The sequence below is a fragment of the Achromobacter marplatensis genome (genome assembly GCF_049060505.1).
Taxonomy (GTDB): domain Bacteria; phylum Pseudomonadota; class Gammaproteobacteria; order Burkholderiales; family Burkholderiaceae_B; genus Achromobacter; species Achromobacter marplatensis_A.
The window spans coordinates 498084-521354 of sequence record NZ_JBMGRB010000002.1; the positions used below are offsets into that span (position 1 = coordinate 498084).

Below are 23271 nucleotides of genomic sequence, written 5' to 3' on the forward strand. Positions count from 1 at the left end.
CCCCGTTTACAGCGCGATGCGGCGGAAGTCGGCCAGCAAGGCGCCCAGATAGGCGTTGAAGCGGGCAGCGGAAGCGCCGTCGATGACGCGGTGGTCGTAAGACAGCGACAGCGGCACGATCAGGCGCGGCACGAATTGCTTGCCGTCCCAAACCGGCTTGTGCGACGAACGCGACACGCCCAGGATGGCCACTTCGGGCGCATTGATGATCGGCGTGAACGACGTGCCGCCGATACCGCCCAGGGACGAAATCGAGAAGCAGCCGCCCTGCATTTCAGCGGGCGAGATCTTGCCGTCGCGCGCCTTTTTGGACAGGTCCGTCATTTCTTGCGCGATCTGCAAGATGCCCTTCTTGTCGGCGTCGCGAATCACCGGCACCACCAGCCCGTTGGGCGTGTCGGCGGCAAAGCCGATGTGGTAGTACTGCTTCAACACCAGGTTGTCGCCGTCCAGCGACGCATTGAACTCGGGGAACTTCTTCAGGGCCGCAACCACGGCCTTGATCAGGAAGGCCAGCATCGTGACCTTGATGCCCGACTTCTCGTTTTCCTTGTTCAGCGTGACGCGCAGCGCTTCCAGGTCGGTGATGTCCGCTTCGTCGTTGTTGGTGACGTGCGGGATCATGACCCAGTTGCGGTGCAGGTTCGCGCCGGAAATCTTCTTGATGCGCGACAGCGGCTTGGCTTCGATCGGGCCGAACTTGGTAAAGTCGACCTTCGGCCACGGCAACAGGCCCAGCGCGGCGCCATCGGCCGAACCGCCGGCTGCGGCAGCGGGGGCAGCGGCCAGCGCTTGCTTGACGAAACCGCGCACGTCGTCGGCGGTGATGCGTTCCTTGGGACCCGAACCCTTGACCTTGCTCAGGTTCACGCCCAGTTCGCGCGCGAACTTGCGCACGGAAGGCGACGCGTGCGGCAATTGGCCGGGCTTCAGGTTGGGATCTTCCAGCGCGGCGGCGGGGGCCGGGCGCGAAGCGGGTGCGGCGGCGGGCGCGTCAGCCTTGGCGGCCGGCGCGGCAGCGGCGGCTTCGCTCTTGGCGTCGGCCTTGGCTTCCGTCTTGGCGGCAGGCGCGGCGCCGGCGCCGCCTTCCACCACCACGACGACCGAACCCTTGGCGACCTTGTCGCCGACCTTGACCTTCACTTCCTTGACCACGCCGCCTTGCGACGCCGGGATCTCCATCGAGGCCTTGTCGGACTCCACGGTGATGAGGCTTTGCTCGGCCTTGATGGTGTCGCCCACGGCGACCATCACTTCAATGACTTCCACTTCCTTGAAGTCGCCAATGTCCGGCACTTCGACATTGACCGGACCGCTGGCGGCGGCCGGCGCGGCGGCTTCCGCCTTGGCGGCCGGGGCAGCGGCAGCAGCCTGCTTCGGCGCTTCCTTGGCGGCAGCCTTGGGGGCTTCTTCCTTGGCGGCCGGGGCAGCGCCCGAGCCTTCGGCTTCCGCTTCCACTTCCAGCACGACCGCGCCTTCGGCGACCTTGTCGCCAACCTTCACGGTGATGGACTTCACCACGCCGCCCTGCGACGCGGGAATCTCCATCGAGGCCTTGTCGGACTCGACCGTGATCAGGCTTTGTTCGGCCTTGATCGTGTCGCCCACCGCCACCAGCACTTCAATGACTTCCACTTCCTTGAAGTCGCCGATGTCGGGAACCTTGATTTGCACGATGTTGCTCATGTCTCTTTACCCTCAGGCGTATTGCGGGTTGGCTTTGTTCGGATTGATGCCGTACTTCTTGATGGCTTCGGCCACCTTGGCAACCGGCACCTTGCCCTCGTCGGCCAATGCGCGCAGCGCGGCGACGACGACGAAGTGGCGGTCCACTTCGAAGTGCTCGCGCAGCTTCGAGCGGAAATCCGAGCGGCCGAAACCATCGGTGCCCAGCACCTTGTATTCGCGGCCCTTGGGCACGAACGGACGGATCTGATCCGCAAACAACTTCATGTAGTCGGTCGACGCGATGATCGGGCCTTCCGTCTTCGCCAGCTGTTCCGTGACGTAAGCCACCTGCGGCTTCTTTTCCTCGGGGTGCAGCATGTTGTGGCGCTCGGCGTCCAGGCCGTTGCGGCGCAGTTCGGTGAAGCTGGTCACGCTCCAGATGTCCGAAGCGACGTCCCAGTCGGCGGCCAGCAGGTCTTGCGCGGCCATGACTTCGCGCAGGATCGTGCCCGAACCCATCAACTGGACGCGGTTCTTGCCCTTGCCGTGCGACTTCAGCTTGTACATCCCCTTGATGATGCCTTCCTCGTCGCCCTGGGTCAGCCCCGGCTGCGGGTAGTTCTCGTTCATCACCGTCAGGTAGTAATAGACGTTTTCCTGGTTTTCCACCATGCGCTTCAAGCCATGCTGGATGATCACGGCCAGCTCGTGGCCGAACGTCGGGTCGTAGGACACGCAGTTCGGGATGGTGGACGCCAGGATGTGGCTGTGGCCGTCTTCGTGCTGCAAGCCTTCGCCGTTCAGCGTCGTGCGGCCGGCAGTGCCGCCCAGCAGGAAGCCGCGCGCCTGCATGTCGCCCGCTGCCCAGGCCAGGTCGCCGATGCGCTGGAACCCGAACATCGAGTAATAGATGAAGAACGGGATCATGATGCGGTTGTTCGAGGAGTACGACGTGGCCGCCGCGATCCACGAGCTCATTGCGCCCGCTTCGTTGATGCCTTCCTGCAGAAGCTGGCCGTCGGCCGCTTCCTTGTAGTACATCACCTGGTCCTTATCGACCGGGGTGTACTTCTGGCCTTCCGGCGCGTAGATGCCGATTTGGCGGAACAGGCCTTCCATGCCGAACGTGCGCGATTCGTCGGCCAGGATCGGCACGACGCGCGGACCCAGATCCTTGTCGCGCAGCACCTGGTTCAGGATGCGCACGAAGGCTTGCGTGGTCGAGATTTCGCGGCCTTCGGCGGTGGGCTCGAGCACGGCCTTGAACGCGTCCAGCGCGGGCGCCTTCAGTTGTTCGTCGGCGCGGGCGCGGCGGCGCGGCAGGTAGCCGCCCAGCGCGGCGCGGCGCTCGTGCAGGTACTTCATTTCCGGCGAGTCTTCAGCCGGCTTGAAGTACGGCAGGTCCGCCAATTGGTCGTCGGGGATCGGGATGCCGAAACGGTCGCGGAATTCGCGGATCGATTCCAGCTCCAGCTTCTTTTGCTGGTGAGTCGGGTTCTTGGCCTGGCCCACGTGGCCCATGCCGTAGCCCTTGATGGTCTTGGCCAGGATGACGGTGGGTTGGCCCGTGTGGCTGGTCGCGGCGTCGAACGCGGCGTACACCTTGTGGGGATCGTGGCCGCCACGGTTCAGGCGCCAGATGTCTTCGTCGCTCATGCGCGACACGGCTTCCAGCAGCTTGGGGTGCTTGCCGAAGAAGTGTTCACGGACGAACTTGCCGTCGTTGGCCTTGTACGCTTGGTACTCGCCGTCGACGGTGTCTTCCATGATCTGGCGCAGGATGCCTTCCTTGTCGTGCGCCAACAGCGGATCCCAGTAGCCGCCCCAGATCAGCTTGATCACGTTCCAGCCCGAACCGCGGAAGTCGCCTTCCAGTTCCTGGATGATCTTGCCGTTGCCGCGCACCGGACCGTCAAGGCGCTGCAGGTTGCAGTTCACCACGAAGATCAGGTTGTCGAGCTTTTCACGGGCGGCCAGGGCGATGGCGCCCAGCGATTCCGGTTCGTCCATTTCGCCGTCGCCGCAGAATACCCAGACCTTGCGGTTGCTGGTGTCGGCAATGCCGCGGGCGTGCAGGTATTTCAGGAAGCGGGCCTGGTAAATGGCCATCAGCGGGCCCAGGCCCATCGACACCGTCGGGAACTGCCAGAAATCCGGCATCAGCTTCGGGTGGGGATAGGACGACAGGCCCTTGCCGTCCACTTCCTGGCGGAAGTGGTTCAGCTGGTCTTCGGTCAGGCGGCCTTCAAGGTAGGCGCGGCCGTACATGCCGGGGGACGTGTGGCCCTGGAAATAGACCAGGTCGCCGCCGTGGCCTTCGTCTTCGGCGTGCCAGAAGTGGTTCTGGCCGCAGCCGATCATGGTGGCCAGCGAAGCGAACGACGCGATGTGGCCGCCCAGGTCGCCGCCATCCGGCGGGTTGTGCTTGTTGGCGCGCACGACCATCGCCATGGCGTTCCAGCGCACGTAGGAACGGATGCGCGATTCCAGCTCCAGGTTGCCCGGATGCGCGGGCTCCAGGCCCGGGGGAATCGTGTTGACGTAAGCGGTATTCGGCGAGAACGGGATGTGGGCGCCAGAGCGACGGGCTTCGTCGATCAGGCGTTCCAGCAGGTAGTGCGCGCGCTGCGGTCCTTCGCGATCAAGGACTGCCGCCAGGGCTTCGAGCCACTCCTGGGTTTCAAGGGTGTCTTCGTCGTTGGCAGCCTGCGGGGCGCCAGCCTGGGCGAAAGAGGACATCGTGTGTCTCCTGTTGGGGTTCGTTCGTGACCACACCCGCTTATCTACTCGCGGACTCTGCATGGTAGCCGGGATCATCCGGGCTACCATGTCAGGCATGGGTCGGGGTGTTTTTCTAGAGACCTGCTTTGGGTCGGTTCCCTATCAGCCGGCATTCTAAGAAAGAAGATTAACCGCTCGCAAGGAAAATTTCATGTTGCGGTACGGCATTTCATAATATGAAATTATGAATGCAAGCTGAACGCCTGCGGACCGCACTTTTTTAGGCTTACGCTAAAAGCAGGGGCCGATTCCCGGCACTTCGCTGCCAACCCGCACTAAAATGCGCGGTCTATCTGGCCCGAATTCCATGTCCAGCGCGCCCAAGTCCAATATACCTACGCCTTTCCACGATCACGCCCGCACCCGCCGCCGCGGGGTGTACTGGGTCACGCCTGCCATGGTGCTGATCCTCTACATCTGTGTGATGGCGGTGTTCTTCTGGCTGCAACGCATTCATGACGACAGTGTCATGTTTGTCACGATCGACCAGGAAATGCGCCAGCAACGCCTGATCTGGGTGGTGCTGGCCCTGTCCTGCGTGATCGTCATCAGCTTGCTGATGCTATGGCGCTACACGCGCTTCCGCTCCACCGCCGAAGCCGCCCTGATCGCCGAAACCGGTTTCCGGCGCGCCATGGAAAATTCCATGTCCACCGGCATGCGCGTGCTGGATATGGAAGGCCGCATCGCCTACGTGAACCCGGCCTTCTGCCGGATGATCGGCTGGAACGAGGCCGACCTGATCGGCCGCAGCCCGCCCTTCCCTTACTGGGTGCCGGGCCGCCACGAACAACACCAGCACACGCTGGACGTGCTGATGTCCGGCAAGACGCCCAGCAGCGGCCTGGAAGTCGAAGCGCAGCGCCGCGACGGGTCTCGCTTCACGGCCCGCATGTACGTGTCGCCGCTGCTGGACCCCAACGGCAACCAGATCGGTTGGATGACGTCCATGACGGACATCACCGAACCCAAGCGCATCCGCGAAGCCCTGACCGCCGCGCACGAACGTTTCATGACGGTGCTGGAAGGCCTGGACGACGCCATTTCGGTCACGGCCGACACCCACGACGGCCTGGAATTGCTGTTTGCCAACCGCACCTATCGCCGCGTGTTCGGCGCGCAGACGGGCGGCCACGACGAATTGCTGGCTGGCCGCCGCGGCCGCTTCACCGACGAATCAGTGGAAGTGTTCGCGCCGTCCGTGCAGCGCTGGTTTGAAGTGCATCACCGGATGCTGGCCTGGACCGACGGCCGCCGCGTGCGCATGCAGGTGGCGCGCGACATCACCGAACGCCGCGGCCACGAAGAGGCGTCCCGCCTGCAGCAGGAAAAAATCCAGCTGACCAGCCGGCTGACGACGATGGGCGAAATGGCCTCGTCGCTGGCGCACGAACTGAACCAGCCCCTGACCGCCATCGCCAACTACAGCATGGGCGCCGTCGCCTTGGTCAAGGCTGGGCACACCAGCCCCAACATGCTGCTGCCGGCGCTGGAAAAGGCCGCTTCGCAAGCCGAGCGCGCCGGCAAGATCATCAGCCGCATCCGCGAATTCGTGAAGCGCAGCGAACCGCGCCGCCAGCGCGTGGCCATCGGCCGCATTGTCGACAATGCCATCGGTTTCGCCGAAATCGACGCGCGTAAACGCCGCATCCGCATCGACAGCTTCGTGCCGTCGAACGCGCCCGATGTGCTGGCCGACCCGATCCTGATCGAGCAGGTGTTGCTGAACTTGCTGAAAAACGGGTTGGAAGCCATGGAAAAGAGCGAGTCCGACGAGCTCAAGGTGGCGGTCATCCTGCACGAGCAGCACATCGAAGTGGCCGTGGTGGACCGCGGCCATGGCCTGGCCGAGCCCGAACGCCTGTTCGAACCCTTCTTCAGCACCAAGTCCCAGGGCCTGGGCATGGGGCTGAATATCTGCCGTACCATTATTGAATCGCACCACGGCCGCCTGTGGGCGGACCCCAACCCCGCCGGCGGTACTATTTTCCGCTTTACCCTGCCCTGCGCTGCGTCCCAGACGCAGGCCCAGAATGATCAGTCCGAGGAGTTGCACGCATGAACACGCCCCACCTGTCGAGCACGGTATTTATTGTTGACGACGACGAAGCGGTCCGCGATTCGTTGCGCTGGCTGTTGGAGGCCAATGGCTACCGCGTTCGCGCCTATGCCAGCGGCGAATCCTTCCTGGAAGACTACGACGCCAGCCAGATCGGCGTGCTGATCGCCGATGTGCGCATGCCCGGCATGAGCGGCCTGGAACTCCAGGAACAGCTGCTTGCCCGCAACGCGCCGCTGCCCATCGTATTCATCACCGGTCACGGCGACGTGCCCATGGCCGTGTCCACGATGAAGAAAGGCGCCGTCGACTTCCTGGAAAAGCCCTTCAACGAGTCCGACCTGCGCGAGATCGTCGCGCGCATGCTGGAACAGGCCACGCAACGCGTCAGCAAGCACCAGGCCCAAAAGGACCACGAAGCCATGCTGGCGCGCCTGACCGCGCGCGAGCAGCAGGTGCTGGAGCGCATCGTCGCCGGCCGCTTGAACAAGCAGATCGCCGACGACCTGGGCATCAGTATCAAGACCGTCGAGGCGCACCGCGCCAATATTATGGAAAAACTGGAAGTGACTACCGTTGCTGATTTGATGAAAGTGGCCTTGGCCAAACCCGAGGCACATGCATGACCGCTAGGATTATTGATGGCGCGGCACTGTCGCTGCGCATTCGCGAAGAAGTCGCCCAGCGCGTCGCCGCCCTGGCCGCCAAGGGAACCCGCCCGGGTCTAGCGGTGGTGTTGGTGGGCGCGGACCCCGCGTCCCAGGTGTATGTGCGCAACAAGGTTGCCGCCTGCGAGAAAGCCGGCCTGCATTCCGTCAAGGAACAGTACCCGGCCGACATGACCGAGGCCGAACTGCTGGCCCGCATCGCCGTCCTGAACCAGGACCCGACGATCCACGGCATCCTGGTGCAGTTGCCGCTGCCCAAGCACATGGATTCCCACAAGGTCATCGAAGCCATCGCGGCCGAGAAGGACGTGGACGGCTTCCATATCAGCAACGCCGGGCTGCTCATGACGGGCCAGCCCCTGTTCCGCCCCTGCACGCCCTACGGCGTGATGAAGATGCTGGAATCCGAAGGCGTGGCCCTGCGCGGCGCGGAAGCCGTGATCGTGGGCGCCAGCAACATCGTCGGCAAGCCGATGGCCATGCTGCTCCTGCAAGCTGGCGCCACCATCACCCTCTGCAACTCCAAGACGCGCGACCTGGCGGCCCAGACCCGCCGCGCCGACGTGCTGGTGGTAGCCACCGGCAAGCCCGGCATGATCGACGGCTCCATGATCAAACCCGGCGCCGTGGTCATCGACGTGGGCATCAACCGCGGCGACGACGGCAAGCTGTGCGGCGACGTGGACTTTGCTTCCGCCCGCGACGTGGCCGGCGCCATCACCCCCGTCCCTGGCGGCGTGGGCCCCATGACCATCGCCATGCTGCTGGTCAATACGGTTGAAGCCGCGGAACGGGCTGCCGCCTGATCCCCGCCATGCGGCCCGGGCCAGGCGCCCGGGTCCGCCCGGGCTCTTCGCATCGCCCCGCCCCGGGGCGCCGCCGCGCCCTTGCATTCGGGCAGATCGCCCTTACCTGATTCCTATGAACTCCGCCGGCGTCCGGGTGCATGCCCCGCGCGCCGCTCGCCATTGCTCACGCCGGTAACACCATGACCCAGAACCCCCTGCTTGCCCCCGTTTCCGACCTGGTCGACTATGCAGCCGTCAAGCCGGGACATATCGTGCCCGCCATCGAGGAACTGCTGGGCATCGCCCGCCAGGCGGTCGATCACGCGGCCGACGCCGGCCTGGCGCCCACCTGGGAGGCGGTGGTAGAACCGCTGGATACCGCCTCCGAGCGCCTGTGGCGCGCCTGGTCCGTGGCCGGGCACCTGAACGCGGTCGTCAATACGCCGGAACTGCGCGAAGCCTATAACGCCGCGCTGCCGCTGATCACCGAATTTTCGACGTGGGTGGGCCTGCACGAAGGCCTGTACAAGCAATACCAGCGGCTGGCCGCCGCCCCCGATTTTGCGTCGTGGTCGCCGGTGCGCCGCCGCATCGTCGAGATGGCGCTGCGCGACTTCCGCTTAAGCGGCGTCGAGCTCCAGGGCGCCGACCGCGAGCGCTACGCCCAGATCTCCGACCGCGAAGCGCAGGCCTCGCAGAAGTTCTCGGAAAACGTGCTGGATTCGATTGACGCGTGGTCGCTGCAGGTGGAAGACGAGGCCCGCCTGGCCGGTATTCCCGCGGATGTCCTGTCCGCCGCCCGCGCCGCTGCCGAGGAAGACGGCAAGCCGGGCTGGAAGCTGACGCTGAAGATGCCGTGCTACCTGCCCGTCATGCAGTACGCGCAAGACCGCTCACTGCGTGAAGCGCTGTACCGCGGCTATGGAACCGTTGCGTCCGAGCAAGGCGACGCCCAATTCGATAACTCTCCGCTGATCGAAGAATTGCTGTCCCTGCGCGCCGAAGAGTCCGGCTTGCTGGGCCTGGGCACGTTCGCCGCGCTGCGCCTGCAAACCCGCATGGCGCGCGACGCCCGCGAAGTGACCGTTTTCCTTCGCGACCTGGCCGCCCGCGCCAAGCCCTACGCGCAGCGCGATCTGGCCGAACTGACCGCTTACGCCACTGGCGAATTGGGCCTGGACAGCTTGCAGCCTTGGGACGTGGCCTTCGCATCGGAACGCCTGCGCGAATCGCGCTACGCCTATTCCGAAGACGAGGTAAAGCAGTACTTCACCGAACCGCGCGTCTTGGCGGGCCTGTATGAAGTAATCGAAAAACTGTTCGACGTGCGCCTGACGGAAACGCCGGTGTCCACGTGGCACAGCGACGCGCGCGGCGTGCGCGTGGAAAACGCCGCGGGCGGCCTGATCGGCTACCTGTACCTGGACCTGTACGCGCGTTCGGGCAAACAAAGCGGCGCCTGGGTCGACAGCGAGCGCACGCGACGCGTCGTGGCCGGCCGCGTGCAAACGCCCGTCGTCTACCTGACCTGCAATTTCTCGCGCCCCAACGGCGACCGCGCCGCCGTGCTGACGCACGACGACGTCATCACCCTGTTCCACGAAACCGGCCATGCGCTGCATGCGCTGCTGTCTGAGGTCGACGAGCCGGGCGCCGCCGCGTTCGCCAGCGTGGAATGGGATGCCATTGAACTGCCCTCGCAATTCATGGAGAACTTCTGCTGGGAATGGGCCGTGGTGCAAAAGCTGTCGGCCCACGTGGATACCGGCGAAACGCTGCCGCGCGCCCTCTATGACCGCCTGATCGCTGCCCGCAACTATCAGAGCGGCATGCAGACCGTGCGCCAGATCGAGTTCGCCTTGTTCGATATGTTGATGCACGACCGTGCCCGCGGCGCCACCATTGACGAAGTGCTGGCGTTGCTGCAGGAAGTGCGCCAGGAAGTGGCCGTGCTGTTCCCGCCGGCCTGGCATCGGTTGCCGCATGCCTTTTCGCACCTGTTCGCGGGCGGCTACGGCGCGGGCTACTACAGCTACAAGTGGGCGGAAGTGCTGTCCGCCGACGCGTATGAAGCCTTCGAAGAGGCCGCCGCCAAACAGGCTGAAAATCAGGCTGAAAATCAGGCTGAAAATCCGCTGGGCACACTGGACGCCGAGACCGGCGCGCGCTTCCGCCGCGAAGTGCTGGCCGTGGGCGGTTCGCGCCCGGCCGCCGATTCGTTCGCCGCGTTCCGTGGCCGCCCGCCGCGCATCGACGCCCTGCTACGCCATAGCGGCATGAGCGGCAACTAAGCCCTGCGCGTTTCTCCCGACGGCCCGCCACGCGCGGGCCGTTATTTTCCGTCGGCCGGTTTGCGCGCCGACACCACCAGCCAGCGCCCGTGCACCGACTGATCGGACCCCGCCTGCTTCCAGAACTGGCGCACGGCTTCGGTGTCGGCGCGCTTGCGCTGCCGCCGGTAGTACAACCGCGAGGGCACCGCCAGCAGGTGTTCGATCCACCGCTTGGGCTTGACCTCGTCGACCTCGTGCAGCGTGATGTCCGTAAACCCGTAATGCGACAACAGCAGGTGCAGCTGCGGAAAACTCCACGGAAAGTAGGTGATGTAGTCTTGGCCCCGATGGCGGCCCACCATGGGGCGAAAGCCCGAATGAAAGCCACGCATCAGGAACTGCAGGCGCGATCGGAAGTACCACGTATTCGGCGTGCTGATGACCAAGGTGCCGTCCGGGCGCAGGGCCTGGTACAAGCTCTGGACCAGCACCCCGGGATTGGTCAGCAGGTGGATGGCCTCGCAGCAGACGGCGGCGTCATAGTTTTCGGCGACGGTCAGCGGGGTTTCCAGGTCGTGCTCGGTCACGGTGCGGTACCCGGCGCTTGCCGGCGGAAATTGCCACAGGCCCACGCCGTCCAGCACCACTTGCCGGCCGCTTGCGCCCGGCAACGTGTCGCCCAGCCAGCCCAGCCCGCATGGCGCATCCAGCACCCGGTCGGATTGGCGGCTGCGCAGAATGTCCACCACCACCGGGTAGTACGGGTAATACGGATAACGAAGGGCGGTGCCCACGGCCATGTCCACGTTTGAAGTCCCCTGACGCCAGTTGCACTGGCAAAGTGACGCGAATGTAGAGCGCCGACGGGGCGCGGCGGGGCGATCTTGCCAGTTCTCCAACAATATTCAGACAAAGCTTCACAAGTCGGTCCGCGCCCTTCCCGCGCCGCATTTCCCGTACCGGTTCTTTGCGCCAGGACAAGAAGCCTGCTCGCACGCCGTCAAGGACGGCTTGCGCCGGCCGGTCCGCCCGGGGCTTGCAGGTAGAATCAACGGGTTTGCCGGGCTTTTCCCCAATCAACCTTTCGGCCCCTGGACTTATGCGACACCTCATTACAGGCCGCGCCTGGCGTGGCTTGCTGCTGGCCCTGTGCGTCTTGCTTGCCGCTTGCGGCGACCGGAATGTCGACTGGACGCTCTACAACGTGAAGGGCCACCTGCCCGACCTGAAATTCTCGCTGCCCGGCGCGGGCGGCAAGACGGTCAGCAGTGAAGACCTCAAGGGCAAGACGGTGCTGCTTTTCTTCGGCTACGCCAGTTGCCCGGACATCTGCCCCACCACCATGGCGCAATTGACGGCGGTGTTGCAGAATCTGGGCGACAAGGCCCGGAACGTGCGCATTCTGTTTGTCAGCGTGGACCCCCACCGCGATACGCCCGACATCCTGCAGGCCTACGTCAACGCGTTCAACAACAACGCGATCGGCGTGACCGGCGACGAAAAGCAGATCGCCGACCTGGCCCGCCGCTACCGCGTCGCCTACCAGATTGAAAAGCCCCGCCCGGGCGATGACGCCGACATGTACGAGGTAACGCACAGCCGCGGCGTGTACATTTTCGACAACGAAGGCCGCGCGCGCCTGCTGGCCTCGGACACCGACAGCATCGAAGCGCTGACCAAGGACGTCCGCCAGCTGATCGACCTGACCTCCTGACGCCAGCGGGGCAGCAACGATGCGCCGCAACATGTTGCGGCCGTGCGCCACATACCAGTTGTTACAGCGGCGCGATTCAGAGCGTGAGTATCATCACAGCTAATTGCCCTTTTCCCCCTAGTAAGGAGTACGCGCATGAGCTTCATCATCATGATCATCGTCGGGTTCATCGTGGGCCTGATCGCCCGGGCCATCATGCCCGGAGACCAGAACATGGGAATCATCATGACCACCATCCTGGGCATCATCGGCGCTGTCGTCGCCGGCTTCCTGGGCCAGACGATGGGCTGGTACGCGGAAGGCGAACCCGCAGGCTGGATCGCATCCGTGGTGGGCGCCATCATCGTGCTGTTCGTGGTCGGCATGATCGCCAAGAAGCGAGCCTGACGTTCCCCTAGGCAAGGTTCAATAAAAACGGGCCGATCTTTCGATCGGCCCGTTTTTTATTGCAGCCACAGACGACCCGCAGGCAACGCGTTGGCCTTGGCGGGCGTCTGCTGTCCTACCCCTCGTACCGCTTGCCGCGCTCGAGCAACGCTGGCGTGCCGATCACGACGTTCAGTCCGTCGAAATCCAGCATGCGCTCTTTCCACGGCAGCGTCGTGCCGTGGCGGTGCAGGCTGCCGTAATAGCCCTGCAAGGCATGTGCCACGGCGCGCGCCGTGCCCCCGGGAAATATAACGATGCGAAAACCCAGCGCGGCCAACGCATCGGCGTCCTGCACGGGCGTCTTGCCGCCTTCCACCATGTTCGCCAGCAACGGCACGCGGGCGGCGAAGCGCGCACACGCGGCCTGCATCTGTTCCGGCGTGCGCAGCGCTTCGATGAACAATGCGTCGGCGCCCGCTTCCAGATAGGATTCAGCCCGGTCCAGCGCGGCGTCCAGCCCCTCAACGGCCAACGCGTCGGTACGCGCCAGTATCAAGGTGGAGGCGGTGGTCCGCGCGTCCACCGCAGCGCGCAGCTTTCCGCACATCTCGGCGGCGGGAATCACGGTCTTGCCGTCCAGGTGGCCGCAGCGCTTGGGAAACGTCTGGTCTTCCAGCTGGATCATCGCGGCGCCCGCGCGTTCGAAGCCGCGCACCGTTCGCTGTGTGTTCAAGGCATTGCCGAACCCTGTGTCGGCGTCCACGATGACCGGAGTGGCCACGCGTTCGGTGATCCGGGCCAGCGTATCTTCGACTTCGGAATAGGTGGTCAGCCCGATGTCTGAACGGCCCAGCCGCGTATAGGCGATCGAGGCGCCCGACAGGTACAGCGCGTCAAAGCCGGCCTGCTCGGCGATCAATGCCGATAAGGGGTCGTAGACGCCGGGCGCCAACACGGCGCCTGCGGCCAACTGCGCTTTTAAAGGTTGCGTCATGGATATTCCTATACAAGCGTGCGTTCAAGCAGCGCGGCGGCGGTTGCCGCGGCGATATGGCCCCCCGCCACCGCGCTGAGCAGTCCATTGCCGGACAAATAGCCCGACACGTCGTTGCCCGACACGCCGCGTGCGGCGCCGCCGGCAGCCAGCAGATTGGGCAACGGGACGCCGTGGGAATCCAACACGCGGCATTGCGCATCGATATCCAGCCCGCCTTGCGTGTGGAACAGTGCGCCGGTCACCTTGACCGCGTGATACGGCGGCAGCAAACCGCGTCCGAAGCGCCGGCCGTGCGGATCAGCGGCATCCGGATGGACACCTTGGAGCGTCCGTCCCAAAGCGCCGGCGTCGCAGCCGATCAGCGTGGCCAGCTCGGGCAGTCCGGCGCAGTGCCGGACCGCCTGGCCCGCTTCGGCCGCCACGAAGTCCGGGAAGCCGCGCGCCAGCGCCAGGGTGCGGTCGTCGAACACGTTCCAGGCAATCCCGCCCGGCTGTGCCAGCACGTGGACCGCGGCTTCGGAATAGCCGTGCGTCTCGTCATGAAAACGCAGGCCGTTGGCGTTGATCTGCACGCCACCGTCCATCATGACGGCCCAGGAGATAAGCGCCCCCTGCGGCGTCGCCCAGGATCCATGCCCCTGGTACCCACCCAGATCGGCCACGCGCGCGCCCAATTGCCTGCCCCATTCGATGGCGCTGCCGTCATTGCCGGCGTGGCCGCCGTACACCGCGCCTCGCATGGCGGGCAAATGTTCGGCCACCATGGCTGCGTTGCCGCCAAATCCGTTGCAGGCCAGGATCAACACTGCGCAGCCAATCACGTCGACCGACCCGTCGGGCCGCTCGCATCCGACGGCGGTGATGCGGCCGTCTTCGGTTGCCCAGATCTCGCGCGCCAGCGCCCGCGTCAGCAGCGTTGCCCCCGCGCCGGTCGCTGCGCGTTCCAGGGCGGCGACCAGCGCCTGGCCCGTGCGTTCCGGCAGGGCGTGCATGCGGCGCGCGGAGTGGCCGGGGTAGAGGAACCCGTCCAGCACCTGGAACGCCAGGCCATGGCGCCCCAGTGCATCCATGGCCGCCGCGGCGGCGCCGGTGTAGGCGGCGACCAGATGCGGCGCGGCGCTTCCACCGGCCTTGGCCTGGATGTCGGCGGCAAAGCGCGCCGCGTCGTCATCGATGCCGGCCTCGCGCTGCACCGCGGAGCCCGCCGCCGGGATGAAGCCCGAAGACAGCGCCGACGACCCGCTTGACGTGGCATCGCGCTCGATCAACACGGTCTCGATGCCGGCCTCCGCCAGCCGCAGCGCGGCGGTCAGCCCGCACGCGCCGGCCCCGATGATGAGCACCGGCACATGCATCACGTCGCCACCCGGGACGCCGCGTTTGACGGCGGGCGCGCTCACGGGGCCAGCCTGCCCAGGAAGTCCTGGCACGTCACGATATCCGCCACCGTGCGCAGGTCGGCCAGTGCGGCATCGTGCATGGCAGGCGTAGGCGCGGCGCAGCCGTCGGCCAGCACCGTCACGTGATAGTCCCGCATGTGCGCGTCGCGCGCCGTGCTTGCCACGCCGCCGTTGGTGACGATGCCGGCGATCACCACGTCGGCCACGCCCGCGCGGCGCAGTACCCAATCCAGCTGTGTGTTGAAGAACGCCGAATACGCCACCTTCCAGACCGACACGTCCACCAGGCCGTCCAGTTCGGCCACGTTGGCCTGGCCGTGCGACCCAGCGGCGAAATCGCCTTTCGCCAGGAATGGACGTAACTGCTTCAGATGCGGCGAGATCATGGGTTCGCCCCGCGCATCGGGCCACAAGGTGAACAGGCTGGCGGCGACAAGGCCGCCTTGCGCCTTGAGCGCGCGGGCGACTGGCGCAACGCGTGCCGGGAGGGCGCGCGCCTGCGGACTGACGGCAGCGCCCCGGTCATACGCGCCGCCCGGCGCCAGGAAATCGTTTTGCAGGTCAATGACAAGCAACGCGGTCGTGCGGGGATCCAAGGGGTGCATGGCGGTCTCCTAAGCGTCCCGACGGGTGATCAACAGATTGCCCAGTGCGTCGACGCGGCCGGCAAAGCCGGGCTCGATCCAGATGGTGGTGTCCGGCTGCTCAAGAATGGCGGGGCCGGCCACCTCGGCCCCCACGGGCAGGTCCAGGCGCGCGTACCGTGCGGCTTCGTGCCAATGGCCGGCGTGGAAAACCCGTTGCGTGCCCAGCGCGGACGGCATGTCCTGGCAGGTCGGCGCCAACAGCGCCAGATCGAACTTGGGACGCTGCCCGATGCGGGCATAGCGCAGATTCAGGATGCGCACGGCAATGCCGTTCAGGCAGCGGCCGAATGCCGCACGGTAGGCGCCTTCGAAGGCGGCGGCGATACCCGGGCGTGTCAGCGCATTGCGCGCGACCTCCACGCGCACGGTATGGCTCTGGCCCACGTACAGCATGTCCAGCTCGATACTTTCGCGCACGCCTTCGAAGGCCACGCCCGCGGAGTCCAGCCGTTCCAGGCAAGCGGCGGCCAGGCCGTCGATGCGCGCAAGCAGATCGTCGGTATCCAGCGCGTCCAGTGCCGAGTTCAACGTCTGCACGCCGTCGTGCCGCATATCGGCCATGACGCATCCCAGCGCCGACGTCACGCCTGGGTAGCGCGGCACGATGCCGTGGGCCGCGTCGACTTCATTCATCATGGCGCACACGTGCAACGCGCCGCCCCCGCCGAACGGCATGTAGGCGAATTTGCGCGGATCGTGCCCCCGTTCGATCGAGACCACCCGGATCGCGCCCGCCATCTTGGCGTTGGCCACGGTCAGGATCGCCTCGGCCGCCGCATGGACGTCCAGCCCCAGCGGCCTGGCGACATGCTCGTCGATGGCGGCGCGCGCCAGGTCCGCATTCATGGTGGCCAGCAGCCCGCCGCCCAGCGGGCGGTCAGCCGGAATGCGGCCCAGCAACACGTTGGCATCCGTGACGGTGGGCCGGGTATTGCCGCGGCCATAGCAGGCCGGGCCGGGATTGCTGCCCGCGGATTCGGGGCCGACCTGCAACAGGCCTCCCGCATCGACGCTGGCGATCGACCCGCCGCCGGCGCCGATGGTTTCGATCTGGATCATCGGCGCGCGCACCACCATGCCGAAATCGATCACGGTCTGCGCGGACAGCGAGGCCTCGCCGCCCGCCACCAGCGATACGTCGAATGAGGTGCCGCCCATGTCGCCGGTGACGACGTCGGGAAAGCCGGCCGCTCGCGCGATGGCCGCGCAGGCGATCACGCCGGCCGCCGGCCCCGAGAGCGCGGTGCGCACCGGCACGTCGCATGCCGTCTGCCGGGACATCACGCCGCCGTTGCTTTGCACGACCAGCAATTCGCCTCCGAAGCCGTGCTCGCGCAGGTCGGACTCCAGACGGGTCAGATAGCCGCCCACCACCGGCTGCAAGGCGGCGTTGAGCACCGCCGTCGAGCAGCGCTCGAATTCGCGGATTTCGGGCAACACCTCGGTCGCCGCCGTCACGTTGCCATTCGGCCAGACCGCGCGCACGCGCGCCGCCGCCTGCGCCTCGTTGACCGGATTCGCGTAGGCGTTGACGAAGAACACGCACACCGCCTCGCAGCCTTGCGCAAGCAGCGTGCGGGCGGCCGCCTCGACCTGGGCCAGGTCCACGGGGGTATGCACCGTGCCGTCGGCCAGCACGCGCTCGCTGACCTCCAGGCGTCGGTCGCGCGGAACGATCGGCTCGTAGTTGCCGCGCAGCCCCCAGGTCTGGGGCCGGTCGCGCCGCCGCATTTCCAGCACGTCGCGGAACCCGACCGTCGTGATGATGCCCGTGCGCGCCACTTTGCGCTCCAGCAACGCATTGGTGCCCACGGTGGTGCCGTGGACGATGGTGGTGATGGCGCCCGCGCCATCGGCCACCCGGGCGATGCCGTTCATGAAGCCACGCGCCTCTTCGCCACGCGTCGACGGCACCTTGACCACGCGCGCGGCGCCGCCTGCCTCGTCCAGCACGAACAGGTCCGTGAACGTGCCGCCCACGTCCACGCCCACGACCAATCCCTGCGGGGGGTTCACTCCGTGTGCCGCGCTCATGCCGACTGCTCCTTTTTGTTGCCGCCTACATAGCCCATCTTGCGGTCGTGTTCGCGCGCTGCGGCCGAACGCCCCGCCGGTTCGCCATACCCTCCGCCGCCCGGCGTTTCCAGACGCACGCGATCGCCGCGCTGCAACTGGATGCCCAGCATCTTGGAACTCATGGGCGGCGTGCGCCATTGCCCGCCCTGCCGATAACGGAAGACGTTCAACGCGGCCTCGCCGCCGCCCGCGATGCCCTTGGGCGCGCTACGCCCTCGTTCGCCGAAGATGAATGCCTCGGCGCTGTCTTCCAACAGCTCGATTTCGTAGATGGCGCCCAGTCCGCCGCGATGAGTGCCGTCTCCCGCCGAATCCGGGCGCAACGCCCACTGCGTGAAGCGCACCGGATACGCGGCCTCCAGGATCTCCAGCGGCGGGATGGTGGCGGTGGAGATGGGCGCATTGCCGTGGCTCAGTCCATCTCCATCGGAATGTCCGCCATGGCCCCCCCCGAAGAAGCTGAACATCACCCAGCGCTGCCCCTTGCGCGCCGCATCGCTGCGGTAGCCGGCGATGGACAGCGCGTTGATCGTGCCGTAGGCCTGCGCCATGGCGCGCCGGGGAGAGGCTTGCGCCATGGCGCAGAAGATAACGTCGATCATGCGCAGAATGGTCTCGGTGTAGCCACCCACCGGGCGCGGGCGGTCCGCCGAGATGACCAGGCCGTCGGGCAGCACCACGTCCACCGCGTCAAGCACGCCCGCATTCGCCGGCACGTCCGGAAACAGGTGCTTCAGCGCCACGTAGCACGCCGCGATGGCGGTCGCGCGCGATATATTGACCGGACCGGCGCAGGCGGGCGAGGTGCCATTGAAATCCAGCGTCAGCCGGTCGCCGTCGATCTTCAGCTTGAGCGCAATGCGCAGGGCCGCGTCGCGCACGCCGTCGTTGTCCAGCATGTCTTCGAACGCATATTCTCCGTCCGGCAGGCGCGCGATATGGTCGCGCATCAAGCGGCGCGCGCGCGCGCGTAAGGTGTTCAGCGATTCCAGCACGGTGGCGTCGCCGTATTCGTCCAGCAGCCCGCCCAGCCGGCCCGCGCCCAGTTCAAGCGCGGCCAACTGGCCATTCAAGTCGCCCCACAGGCTGTCGGGCAAGCGGGTGTTGGCCTTCAGGATGGCCAGCACGTCCAAGTCCAGGACGCCCGCGCGCACGATGCGCACCGGAGGGATCTGCACGGCTTCCTGCCAGCACTCGGTAGCCGCCGGGTTGTAGTTGCCAGGCACCGCGCCGCCCACATCGTGCCAATGCGCGGCCGACGCCAGGAAGCAGAACAGCTGCCCGCCCCGGAACACCGGCCGCACCAGCTTGAAGTCGTTCGCGTGCGTGCCGCCTTCGTAAGGGTCGTTGAACAACCAAACGTCGCCCTCGACCATGCCGCCGCGCTCGGCGGCCGCCTTCGCCGCCGCCTTGACGGCGAACGCCATTGCGCCCACAAAGACGGGCAGCCCGGACTTGCCTTGGATCAGGGTGGCGCCGGTGGCTGCGTCGTACATGCCGTGGCAGGCATCGTGGGCCTCGGCGATGATGGGGTTGAACGCGCTGCGGTACAGCGTCGCGTCCATCTCATCGGCAATCTGTTCCAGGCGGCCCTTCAGGACCGCCAGGGTGACGGGATCAAGCATTTTCTTCTTCCTAAAAGGTTTGACGCTGTTTCAGCAGGTTCAGCAGGCCGCCGGCCGTGACCATGTCCATCAAAAAGGGCGGGACGGGCTCGCAGAGCATTTCAGAAGGGTCGGCGCCGTCCGCGCGCCGGATGCGCCCGGCGGCGGGATCAAAGGCGATGCGCTCGCCTTCGATCAACGCTTCCGCTTGCGCGCAGGTCAGCAGCAGCAGGCCGACATTGAAGGCGTTTCGGAAGTACAAGCCGTTGAACGACGGCGCGATCACTGCCGCCACGCCCAGGTGCACCAGCGCGGCGGCGGCCTGCTCGCGGGACGAGCCGATGCCAAAATTCGGGCCGGCCGCCAGTACGTCGCCTGGCCGCACCTGACCCGCGAATTCCGGCCGGACGCGTTGCAGGCAATGGCGCGCGATCTCGTCGATGCCGAACTTCATATAGGCACCCGGGGCCAGCGCATCGGTGTCGATGTCCGCCCCCACGCGCCAGACGCGATGCGTCCCGTTGTGGTCCGTCATGCCATGAACTCCCGCGGATCGGCGATGCGCCCGGCCACCGCCGAGGCCGCCACGGTATAGGGCGAAGCCAGGTAGACCTGCGCGGTCTCCGAGCCCATGCGCCCCTTGAAATTGCGCGCGGTCGTGGAAATGACGCTGGCGCCGTCGGGGATAGAGCCGCCATAGCCAGCGCAGGCGCCGCAAGACGTGGGCAGCACCTGGGCACCGGCCTCGCGCAGCCACTGCATCACCCCTTCCTGCTCAGCCTGCCGCTGGTCCTGGATGCTGGCCGGCGCCACTATCAGGCGCATGCCGTCGGCCAACCGGCGCCCGCGCAGCACGCTGGCGGCGGCGCGCAGGTCTTCCAGTTTGGCGCCGGTGCAGGCGCCGATATACGCCACCTGCACCGGCACGTCGCGATACTGTTCAACGTCGCGCGCATTGGCCGGGCTGTGCGGCGCGGCAACCTGGGGCGCCAGCGAATCGGCGTCGAAGTCGTGCCATTCGGCGTCCGCGTCCGCATCGCTTCGCCAGCGATCCAGGTCCAGCGCCTGCGCCACGCCCGCCTCGCGCAGATAGGCGGCGGTGGTCTCGTCGGGCGCGATCAGCCCCACCTGCGAACCCAGCTCGGCGCTCATGTTCGACAAGGTCATGCGTTCCTGCATGGACAGCGCGCGCACGGCCTCGCCGCAGAACTCAACCGCCTGGTAGCGCCCGCCATTCATGCCGTAGCGGCCGATCATGTGCAGCATCATGTCCTTGGCGGTGACGCCAGCGGCCAGCCGTCCGCGCCATCGCATCATCAGGGTCTTGGGCACCTTGACCCAGATCTGGCCGGTGACGGCCACCCCCAGCATCTCGGTGCTGCCAATACCGAACATGTACGCCCCGAACGCACCGCCCGTGGGCGAATGCGAATCCCCGCCCACGCAGAACATGCCCGGGCGGATATGGCCATGCTGAGGCACGACCACATGGCAGATGCCGACCGAGTCATACACGTTGGGCAGCCGCTGCCCCGCCGCCCAATCGCGCGCAATGCGCACGATGCGGCGCGATTCATCGTCGGATTCAGGCACGTAGTGGTCAATGACCAGCACGATCCTGGCGGGGTCCCACAACTTGGCGCCCAGTTCCTCCAGCATGGGCTGCAGGCGCCGCGGGCCGCTGGAATCATGGAACATCGCCAGGTCCACCGCGCAGGTGACGATTTCGCCCTCGTCGACAGCGGATCGCCCGCAAGCGGCGGCGATCAGCTTCTGGGCCAGGGTTTGAGGCCGGGTCATCGCTACATCCCCAGGTAGGCGCGGCGAACGTCGTCGCTGGCCATCAGTTCCGCGCACGATCCGCTGTGGCGCACTGCCCCGTTTTCCAGCACATAGGCGCGTTGCCCGGTCTCCAACGACAGGCCGACGTTCTGCTCGACCAGCAGGATCGACAGCCCGTCGGCGTGCAACCGCCGGATCAGGCCGAACAGTTCTTCCACCATCAACGGCGACAGCCCAAGCGACGGCTCGTCCAGGATCAGCAGCCGGGGTTCGGCCATCAGGCCCCGGCCGATCGCCAGCATCTGCTGCTCGCCGCCCGACATGGTGCCGGCCAACTGCGTCAGCCGCTCGCGCAGCCGCGGGAAGATATCCAGCACCCGGTCCAGGTTCGCCGCGCGATTGCCGCGCGCACGCGTGAACGAACCCAGCTCCAGGTTCTCGCGCACGCTCAGGTTCGGGAAGATACGCCGCCCTTCGGGCACCTGGATAAGCCCCGCCTTGACGACCTCGCGATAGTGACGCCCCGTCAAGTCGGCGCCGCCAAAGCGGACGGATCCGCCCCAGGGCCGGCATAGCCCGGAGACGGTGTTGTTCAACGTGGATTTGCCGGTGCCGTTGCTGCCCAACAGGACCACGATCTCGCCTTCGCCCACCGTCAGGTCCACGCCGCGCAACACCTCCATGCGCCCGTAGCCTGCCCGCAGGCCGGTGATTTCCAGCAGCGCGCTCATGCCGCGGCTCCCTGCGCGGCCAGCCGGGCCGCCGCGCCATGCCCCAGATAGGCTTCCACCACCGAGGGGTCGCAGGTCACTTCGCCAGGCGTGCCGGACGCGATCAGCTTGCCCTGGGCCAGCACCCACACGTGTTCGGCCAAACTCATCACCGCGCGCATGACGTGTTCGATCATCAACACCGTGACGCCATCGTCCACCAGCTTTCTTACCACCGGAATCATCTCGTCGATCTCGCTTGGGTTCAGCCCCGCCAGCACCTCGTCCAGCAGCAGCAGGCGCGGTCGCGTAGCCAGCGCGCGGGCCAATTCCAGCCGTTTTCGCCCCGCCACCGTCAGGTCGGCCGCGGGCTTGTCCAGCACCCCTTGCAGGTTGACGCGCGCGGCCACCTCTTCGGCCGCAGCCAGCGCCGCCCTCCGATCACGCAGGCGCAAATGCGCGCCCACCGCAATGTTCTGGCGCACCGTCTGGGCGCCAAAGGGCTGCACGATCTGGAAGGTTCGGGTCAGGCCCAAGCGCGCCGACTCGTGCGGCGCGCGGCCCGTGATGTCCTGGCTGGCAAAGTGCACCGAACCCGTGCCCGGTTTCAGAAAGCCGGACAACAGCGCGAACAGCGTGGTCTTGCCCGCGCCGTTCGGGCCGACCAGCGCGGTCAGCGAGCCTTGCGGCACGTCAAGGTCGACGTCCTGGACCGCCTTCAGGCCGCCGAAGGAGATAGACAGATTACGGGCTTGCAGCAGCGTTTCAGACACGGGCGCGCTCCTTGCCGAACAGCTGGGCCAGCGAGCGGCCACCGCCGCTGATGCCGCGTGGCAGGAACATCACGATCAAGATGAGCACCACGCCGTAAATCACCATACTGATGCCCGGCAGTTCGCCGAACAGGTTGCGCGTCAGGTCGGCCAGCCCGTGCAGGACGACCGCACCCAACACCGGCCCCCAGAGCGTGCCCAAGCCCCCCACGATCGCGCCCACCAGGGCCTCTACCGACACGGCGGAACCGAAGGCGATACCCGGATCGATGTACTGGAACACCTGCACGTAAAAGGCGCCGGCGGCGCTCATGAACGCCGCCGACAGCGCAATGCCGCCCAGCTTCACGCGCAGCGGGTTCACGCCGATGGCGCGCGCGGCGTCCTCGTTGTCGCGCACCGCCTGCAGGTAGGCGCCGAAACGCGAATGGCGCAGCCAGGCCGTGGTGGCCAGCGCCAGCATCACGAAGGCCAGCAGCAAGTAGACATAGCCTCGGCGCGACGCGAACTGCATATTGGCCGCCCCTTCTTGCAACGGCACCATCAGCCCCACCCCGCCGCCGGTGAAAGACGCCGACAACGCCAGAATGCGGAACACCTCGGCGAACGCCAGCGTCACCAGCGCGAAGTACGAACCCTTCAGCCCGTAGCGGAACGTCAGGCCGCCCACCGCCAGGCCCGCAAGCGCGCCAAACGCAATGGCCATCGGCAGCGCCAGCCAGGGGTTGATCCCCAGGTTCAGTTGGCCCAGCGCCTGGGCATAGGCGCCCACGCCGAAGAACAGCGCATGGCCGAAAGACAGTTGGCCGCCATAGCCGCCCAGGATGTTCCAGGCCTGCGACAACAGGGCCGCGTACAGCGACATCATCACAAAAGTCAGCAAGACGCCCGACTGAACGAACGCCGCGAAGGCGGCCAGCGCCACCCCAAACAACGCGATTGCGCAAAGATCCCGGTTCATG

Annotated in this window: 19 protein-coding genes; 6 read left to right on the forward strand and 13 right to left on the reverse strand. The window is 66.4% G+C overall.

The genetic code is table 11. From position 1 onward, the window contains the following. Positions 1–6: 6 nt before the first annotated feature. A complete protein-coding gene (gene aceF / locus ACI0FO_RS07100; protein WP_416025296.1) occupies positions 7–1686 on the reverse strand; it encodes a dihydrolipoyllysine-residue acetyltransferase in 1680 nt (559 codons plus the stop codon). 12 nt (positions 1687–1698) lie between these two features. Continuing rightward, positions 1699–4407 carry a pyruvate dehydrogenase (acetyl-transferring), homodimeric type gene (gene aceE / locus ACI0FO_RS07105; protein WP_416025297.1) on the reverse strand — a complete coding sequence of 903 codons (2709 nt, stop codon included), beginning with the start codon at positions 4405–4407 and terminating at the stop codon, positions 1699–1701. 349 nt (positions 4408–4756) lie between these two features. Here aceE and ACI0FO_RS07110 point away from each other — a divergent pair, with 349 nt between their 5' ends. The 4 genes from ACI0FO_RS07110 (at position 4757) to ACI0FO_RS07125 (ending at position 10255) form a co-directional block, all read left to right on the forward strand. Then, complete coding sequence (locus ACI0FO_RS07110) at positions 4757–6511, forward strand: PAS domain-containing sensor histidine kinase (RefSeq protein ID WP_416025299.1); 1755 nt, start codon at positions 4757–4759, stop codon at positions 6509–6511. Further along, positions 6508–7134 (forward strand): response regulator transcription factor, encoded by a 627-nt coding sequence (locus ACI0FO_RS07115; RefSeq protein ID WP_416025300.1) that lies wholly within the window; start codon positions 6508–6510, stop codon positions 7132–7134. The genes ACI0FO_RS07110 and ACI0FO_RS07115 overlap by 4 nt, the downstream gene beginning before the upstream one ends. Next, on the forward strand, positions 7131–7982 hold the full coding sequence (gene folD, locus ACI0FO_RS07120) for a bifunctional methylenetetrahydrofolate dehydrogenase/methenyltetrahydrofolate cyclohydrolase FolD (protein ID WP_416025302.1): 852 nt from the start codon (positions 7131–7133) through the stop codon (positions 7980–7982). Before ACI0FO_RS07115 ends, folD begins: the two co-directional genes overlap by 4 nt. Positions 7983–8164: 182 nt before the next feature. After that, positions 8165–10255 carry a M3 family metallopeptidase gene (locus tag ACI0FO_RS07125; protein WP_416025304.1) on the forward strand — a complete coding sequence of 697 codons (2091 nt, stop codon included), beginning with the start codon at positions 8165–8167 and terminating at the stop codon, positions 10253–10255. Between the two features lie 41 nt (positions 10256–10296). Here ACI0FO_RS07125 and ACI0FO_RS07130 read toward each other — a convergent pair whose 3' ends face one another. Further along, a complete protein-coding gene (locus ACI0FO_RS07130; protein ID WP_416025678.1) occupies positions 10297–11037 on the reverse strand; it encodes a class I SAM-dependent methyltransferase in 741 nt (246 codons plus the stop codon). Positions 11038–11336: 299 nt separating this feature from the next. On the opposite strand from ACI0FO_RS07130, the gene ACI0FO_RS07135 reads away from it, so the two are divergent. Together ACI0FO_RS07135 and ACI0FO_RS07140 are read left to right on the forward strand one after the other, a co-directional pair. Continuing rightward, positions 11337–11951 (forward strand): SCO family protein, encoded by a 615-nt coding sequence (locus ACI0FO_RS07135; protein WP_416025306.1) that lies wholly within the window; start codon positions 11337–11339, stop codon positions 11949–11951. Between the two features lie 135 nt (positions 11952–12086). Next, complete coding sequence (locus ACI0FO_RS07140) at positions 12087–12338, forward strand: GlsB/YeaQ/YmgE family stress response membrane protein (RefSeq protein WP_416025308.1); 252 nt, start codon at positions 12087–12089, stop codon at positions 12336–12338. 115 nt (positions 12339–12453) lie between these two features. On the opposite strand, the gene ACI0FO_RS07145 is transcribed toward ACI0FO_RS07140, so the two are convergent. Genes ACI0FO_RS07145 through ACI0FO_RS07190 form a run of 10 tightly spaced genes read right to left on the reverse strand, consistent with a single transcriptional unit; the run spans position 12454 to position 23270 of the window. Continuing rightward, a complete protein-coding gene (locus tag ACI0FO_RS07145; RefSeq protein ID WP_416025309.1) occupies positions 12454–13314 on the reverse strand; it encodes an isocitrate lyase/PEP mutase family protein in 861 nt (286 codons plus the stop codon). A gap of 8 nt (positions 13315–13322) precedes the next feature. Then, a complete protein-coding gene (locus tag ACI0FO_RS07150) occupies positions 13323–14717 on the reverse strand; it encodes an FAD-dependent oxidoreductase (protein WP_416025311.1) in 1395 nt (464 codons plus the stop codon). Then, positions 14714–15322, reverse strand: a complete 609-nt coding sequence (locus tag ACI0FO_RS07155) for a cysteine hydrolase family protein (RefSeq protein ID WP_416025313.1) — start codon at positions 15320–15322, stop codon at positions 14714–14716. Before ACI0FO_RS07155 ends, ACI0FO_RS07150 begins: the two co-directional genes overlap by 4 nt. A gap of 9 nt (positions 15323–15331) precedes the next feature. Then, on the reverse strand, positions 15332–17398 hold the full coding sequence (locus ACI0FO_RS07160) for a hydantoinase/oxoprolinase family protein (RefSeq protein WP_416025315.1): 2067 nt from the start codon (positions 17396–17398) through the stop codon (positions 15332–15334). Next, on the reverse strand, positions 17395–19065 hold the full coding sequence (locus ACI0FO_RS07165; RefSeq protein ID WP_416025317.1) for a hydantoinase B/oxoprolinase family protein: 1671 nt from the start codon (positions 19063–19065) through the stop codon (positions 17395–17397). Before ACI0FO_RS07165 ends, ACI0FO_RS07160 begins: the two co-directional genes overlap by 4 nt. Before the next feature lie 10 nt (positions 19066–19075). Beyond that, positions 19076–19579: a 3-isopropylmalate dehydratase gene (locus tag ACI0FO_RS07170; protein ID WP_416025318.1), complete on the reverse strand. Its 504-nt coding sequence runs from the start codon at positions 19577–19579 to the stop codon at positions 19076–19078. After that, positions 19576–20844, reverse strand: a complete 1269-nt coding sequence (locus ACI0FO_RS07175; RefSeq protein WP_416025320.1) for a 3-isopropylmalate dehydratase large subunit — start codon at positions 20842–20844, stop codon at positions 19576–19578. Before ACI0FO_RS07175 ends, ACI0FO_RS07170 begins: the two co-directional genes overlap by 4 nt. Before the next feature lie 2 nt (positions 20845–20846). Beyond that, entirely contained in the window at positions 20847–21557 is a 711-nt protein-coding gene (locus ACI0FO_RS07180; RefSeq protein ID WP_416025322.1) for an ABC transporter ATP-binding protein, read from the reverse strand. Further along, a complete protein-coding gene (locus ACI0FO_RS07185; protein WP_416025324.1) occupies positions 21554–22309 on the reverse strand; it encodes an ABC transporter ATP-binding protein in 756 nt (251 codons plus the stop codon). Before ACI0FO_RS07185 ends, ACI0FO_RS07180 begins: the two co-directional genes overlap by 4 nt. Next, entirely contained in the window at positions 22302–23270 is a 969-nt protein-coding gene (locus ACI0FO_RS07190; RefSeq protein ID WP_416025326.1) for a branched-chain amino acid ABC transporter permease, read from the reverse strand. Before ACI0FO_RS07190 ends, ACI0FO_RS07185 begins: the two co-directional genes overlap by 8 nt. Position 23271: the final 1 nt, after the last annotated feature.

What these genes read in the sequence shown, in the direction of transcription:
- aceF (WP_416025296.1), bottom strand. Translation starts at nt 1,686, where the DNA reads ATGAGCAACATCGTGCAAATCAAGGTTCCCGACATCGGCGACTTCAAG.
- aceE (WP_416025297.1), bottom strand. Translation starts at nt 4,407, where the DNA reads ATGTCCTCTTTCGCCCAGGCTGGCGCCCCGCAGGCTGCCAACGACGAA.
- ACI0FO_RS07110 (WP_416025299.1), top strand. Translation starts at nt 4,757, where the DNA reads ATGTCCAGCGCGCCCAAGTCCAATATACCTACGCCTTTCCACGATCAC.
- ACI0FO_RS07115 (WP_416025300.1), top strand. Translation starts at nt 6,508, where the DNA reads ATGAACACGCCCCACCTGTCGAGCACGGTATTTATTGTTGACGACGAC.
- folD (WP_416025302.1), top strand. Translation starts at nt 7,131, where the DNA reads ATGACCGCTAGGATTATTGATGGCGCGGCACTGTCGCTGCGCATTCGC.
- ACI0FO_RS07125 (WP_416025304.1), top strand. Translation starts at nt 8,165, where the DNA reads ATGACCCAGAACCCCCTGCTTGCCCCCGTTTCCGACCTGGTCGACTAT.
- ACI0FO_RS07130 (WP_416025678.1), bottom strand. Translation starts at nt 11,037, where the DNA reads ATGGCCGTGGGCACCGCCCTTCGTTATCCGTATTACCCGTACTACCCG.
- ACI0FO_RS07135 (WP_416025306.1), top strand. Translation starts at nt 11,337, where the DNA reads ATGCGACACCTCATTACAGGCCGCGCCTGGCGTGGCTTGCTGCTGGCC.
- ACI0FO_RS07140 (WP_416025308.1), top strand. Translation starts at nt 12,087, where the DNA reads ATGAGCTTCATCATCATGATCATCGTCGGGTTCATCGTGGGCCTGATC.
- ACI0FO_RS07145 (WP_416025309.1), bottom strand. Translation starts at nt 13,314, where the DNA reads ATGACGCAACCTTTAAAAGCGCAGTTGGCCGCAGGCGCCGTGTTGGCG.
- ACI0FO_RS07155 (WP_416025313.1), bottom strand. Translation starts at nt 15,322, where the DNA reads ATGCACCCCTTGGATCCCCGCACGACCGCGTTGCTTGTCATTGACCTG.
- ACI0FO_RS07160 (WP_416025315.1), bottom strand. Translation starts at nt 17,398, where the DNA reads ATGAGCGCGGCACACGGAGTGAACCCCCCGCAGGGATTGGTCGTGGGC.
- ACI0FO_RS07165 (WP_416025317.1), bottom strand. Translation starts at nt 19,065, where the DNA reads ATGCTTGATCCCGTCACCCTGGCGGTCCTGAAGGGCCGCCTGGAACAG.
- ACI0FO_RS07170 (WP_416025318.1), bottom strand. Translation starts at nt 19,579, where the DNA reads ATGACGGACCACAACGGGACGCATCGCGTCTGGCGCGTGGGGGCGGAC.
- ACI0FO_RS07175 (WP_416025320.1), bottom strand. Translation starts at nt 20,844, where the DNA reads ATGACCCGGCCTCAAACCCTGGCCCAGAAGCTGATCGCCGCCGCTTGC.
- ACI0FO_RS07180 (WP_416025322.1), bottom strand. Translation starts at nt 21,557, where the DNA reads ATGAGCGCGCTGCTGGAAATCACCGGCCTGCGGGCAGGCTACGGGCGC.
- ACI0FO_RS07190 (WP_416025326.1), bottom strand. Translation starts at nt 23,270, where the DNA reads ATGAACCGGGATCTTTGCGCAATCGCGTTGTTTGGGGTGGCGCTGGCC.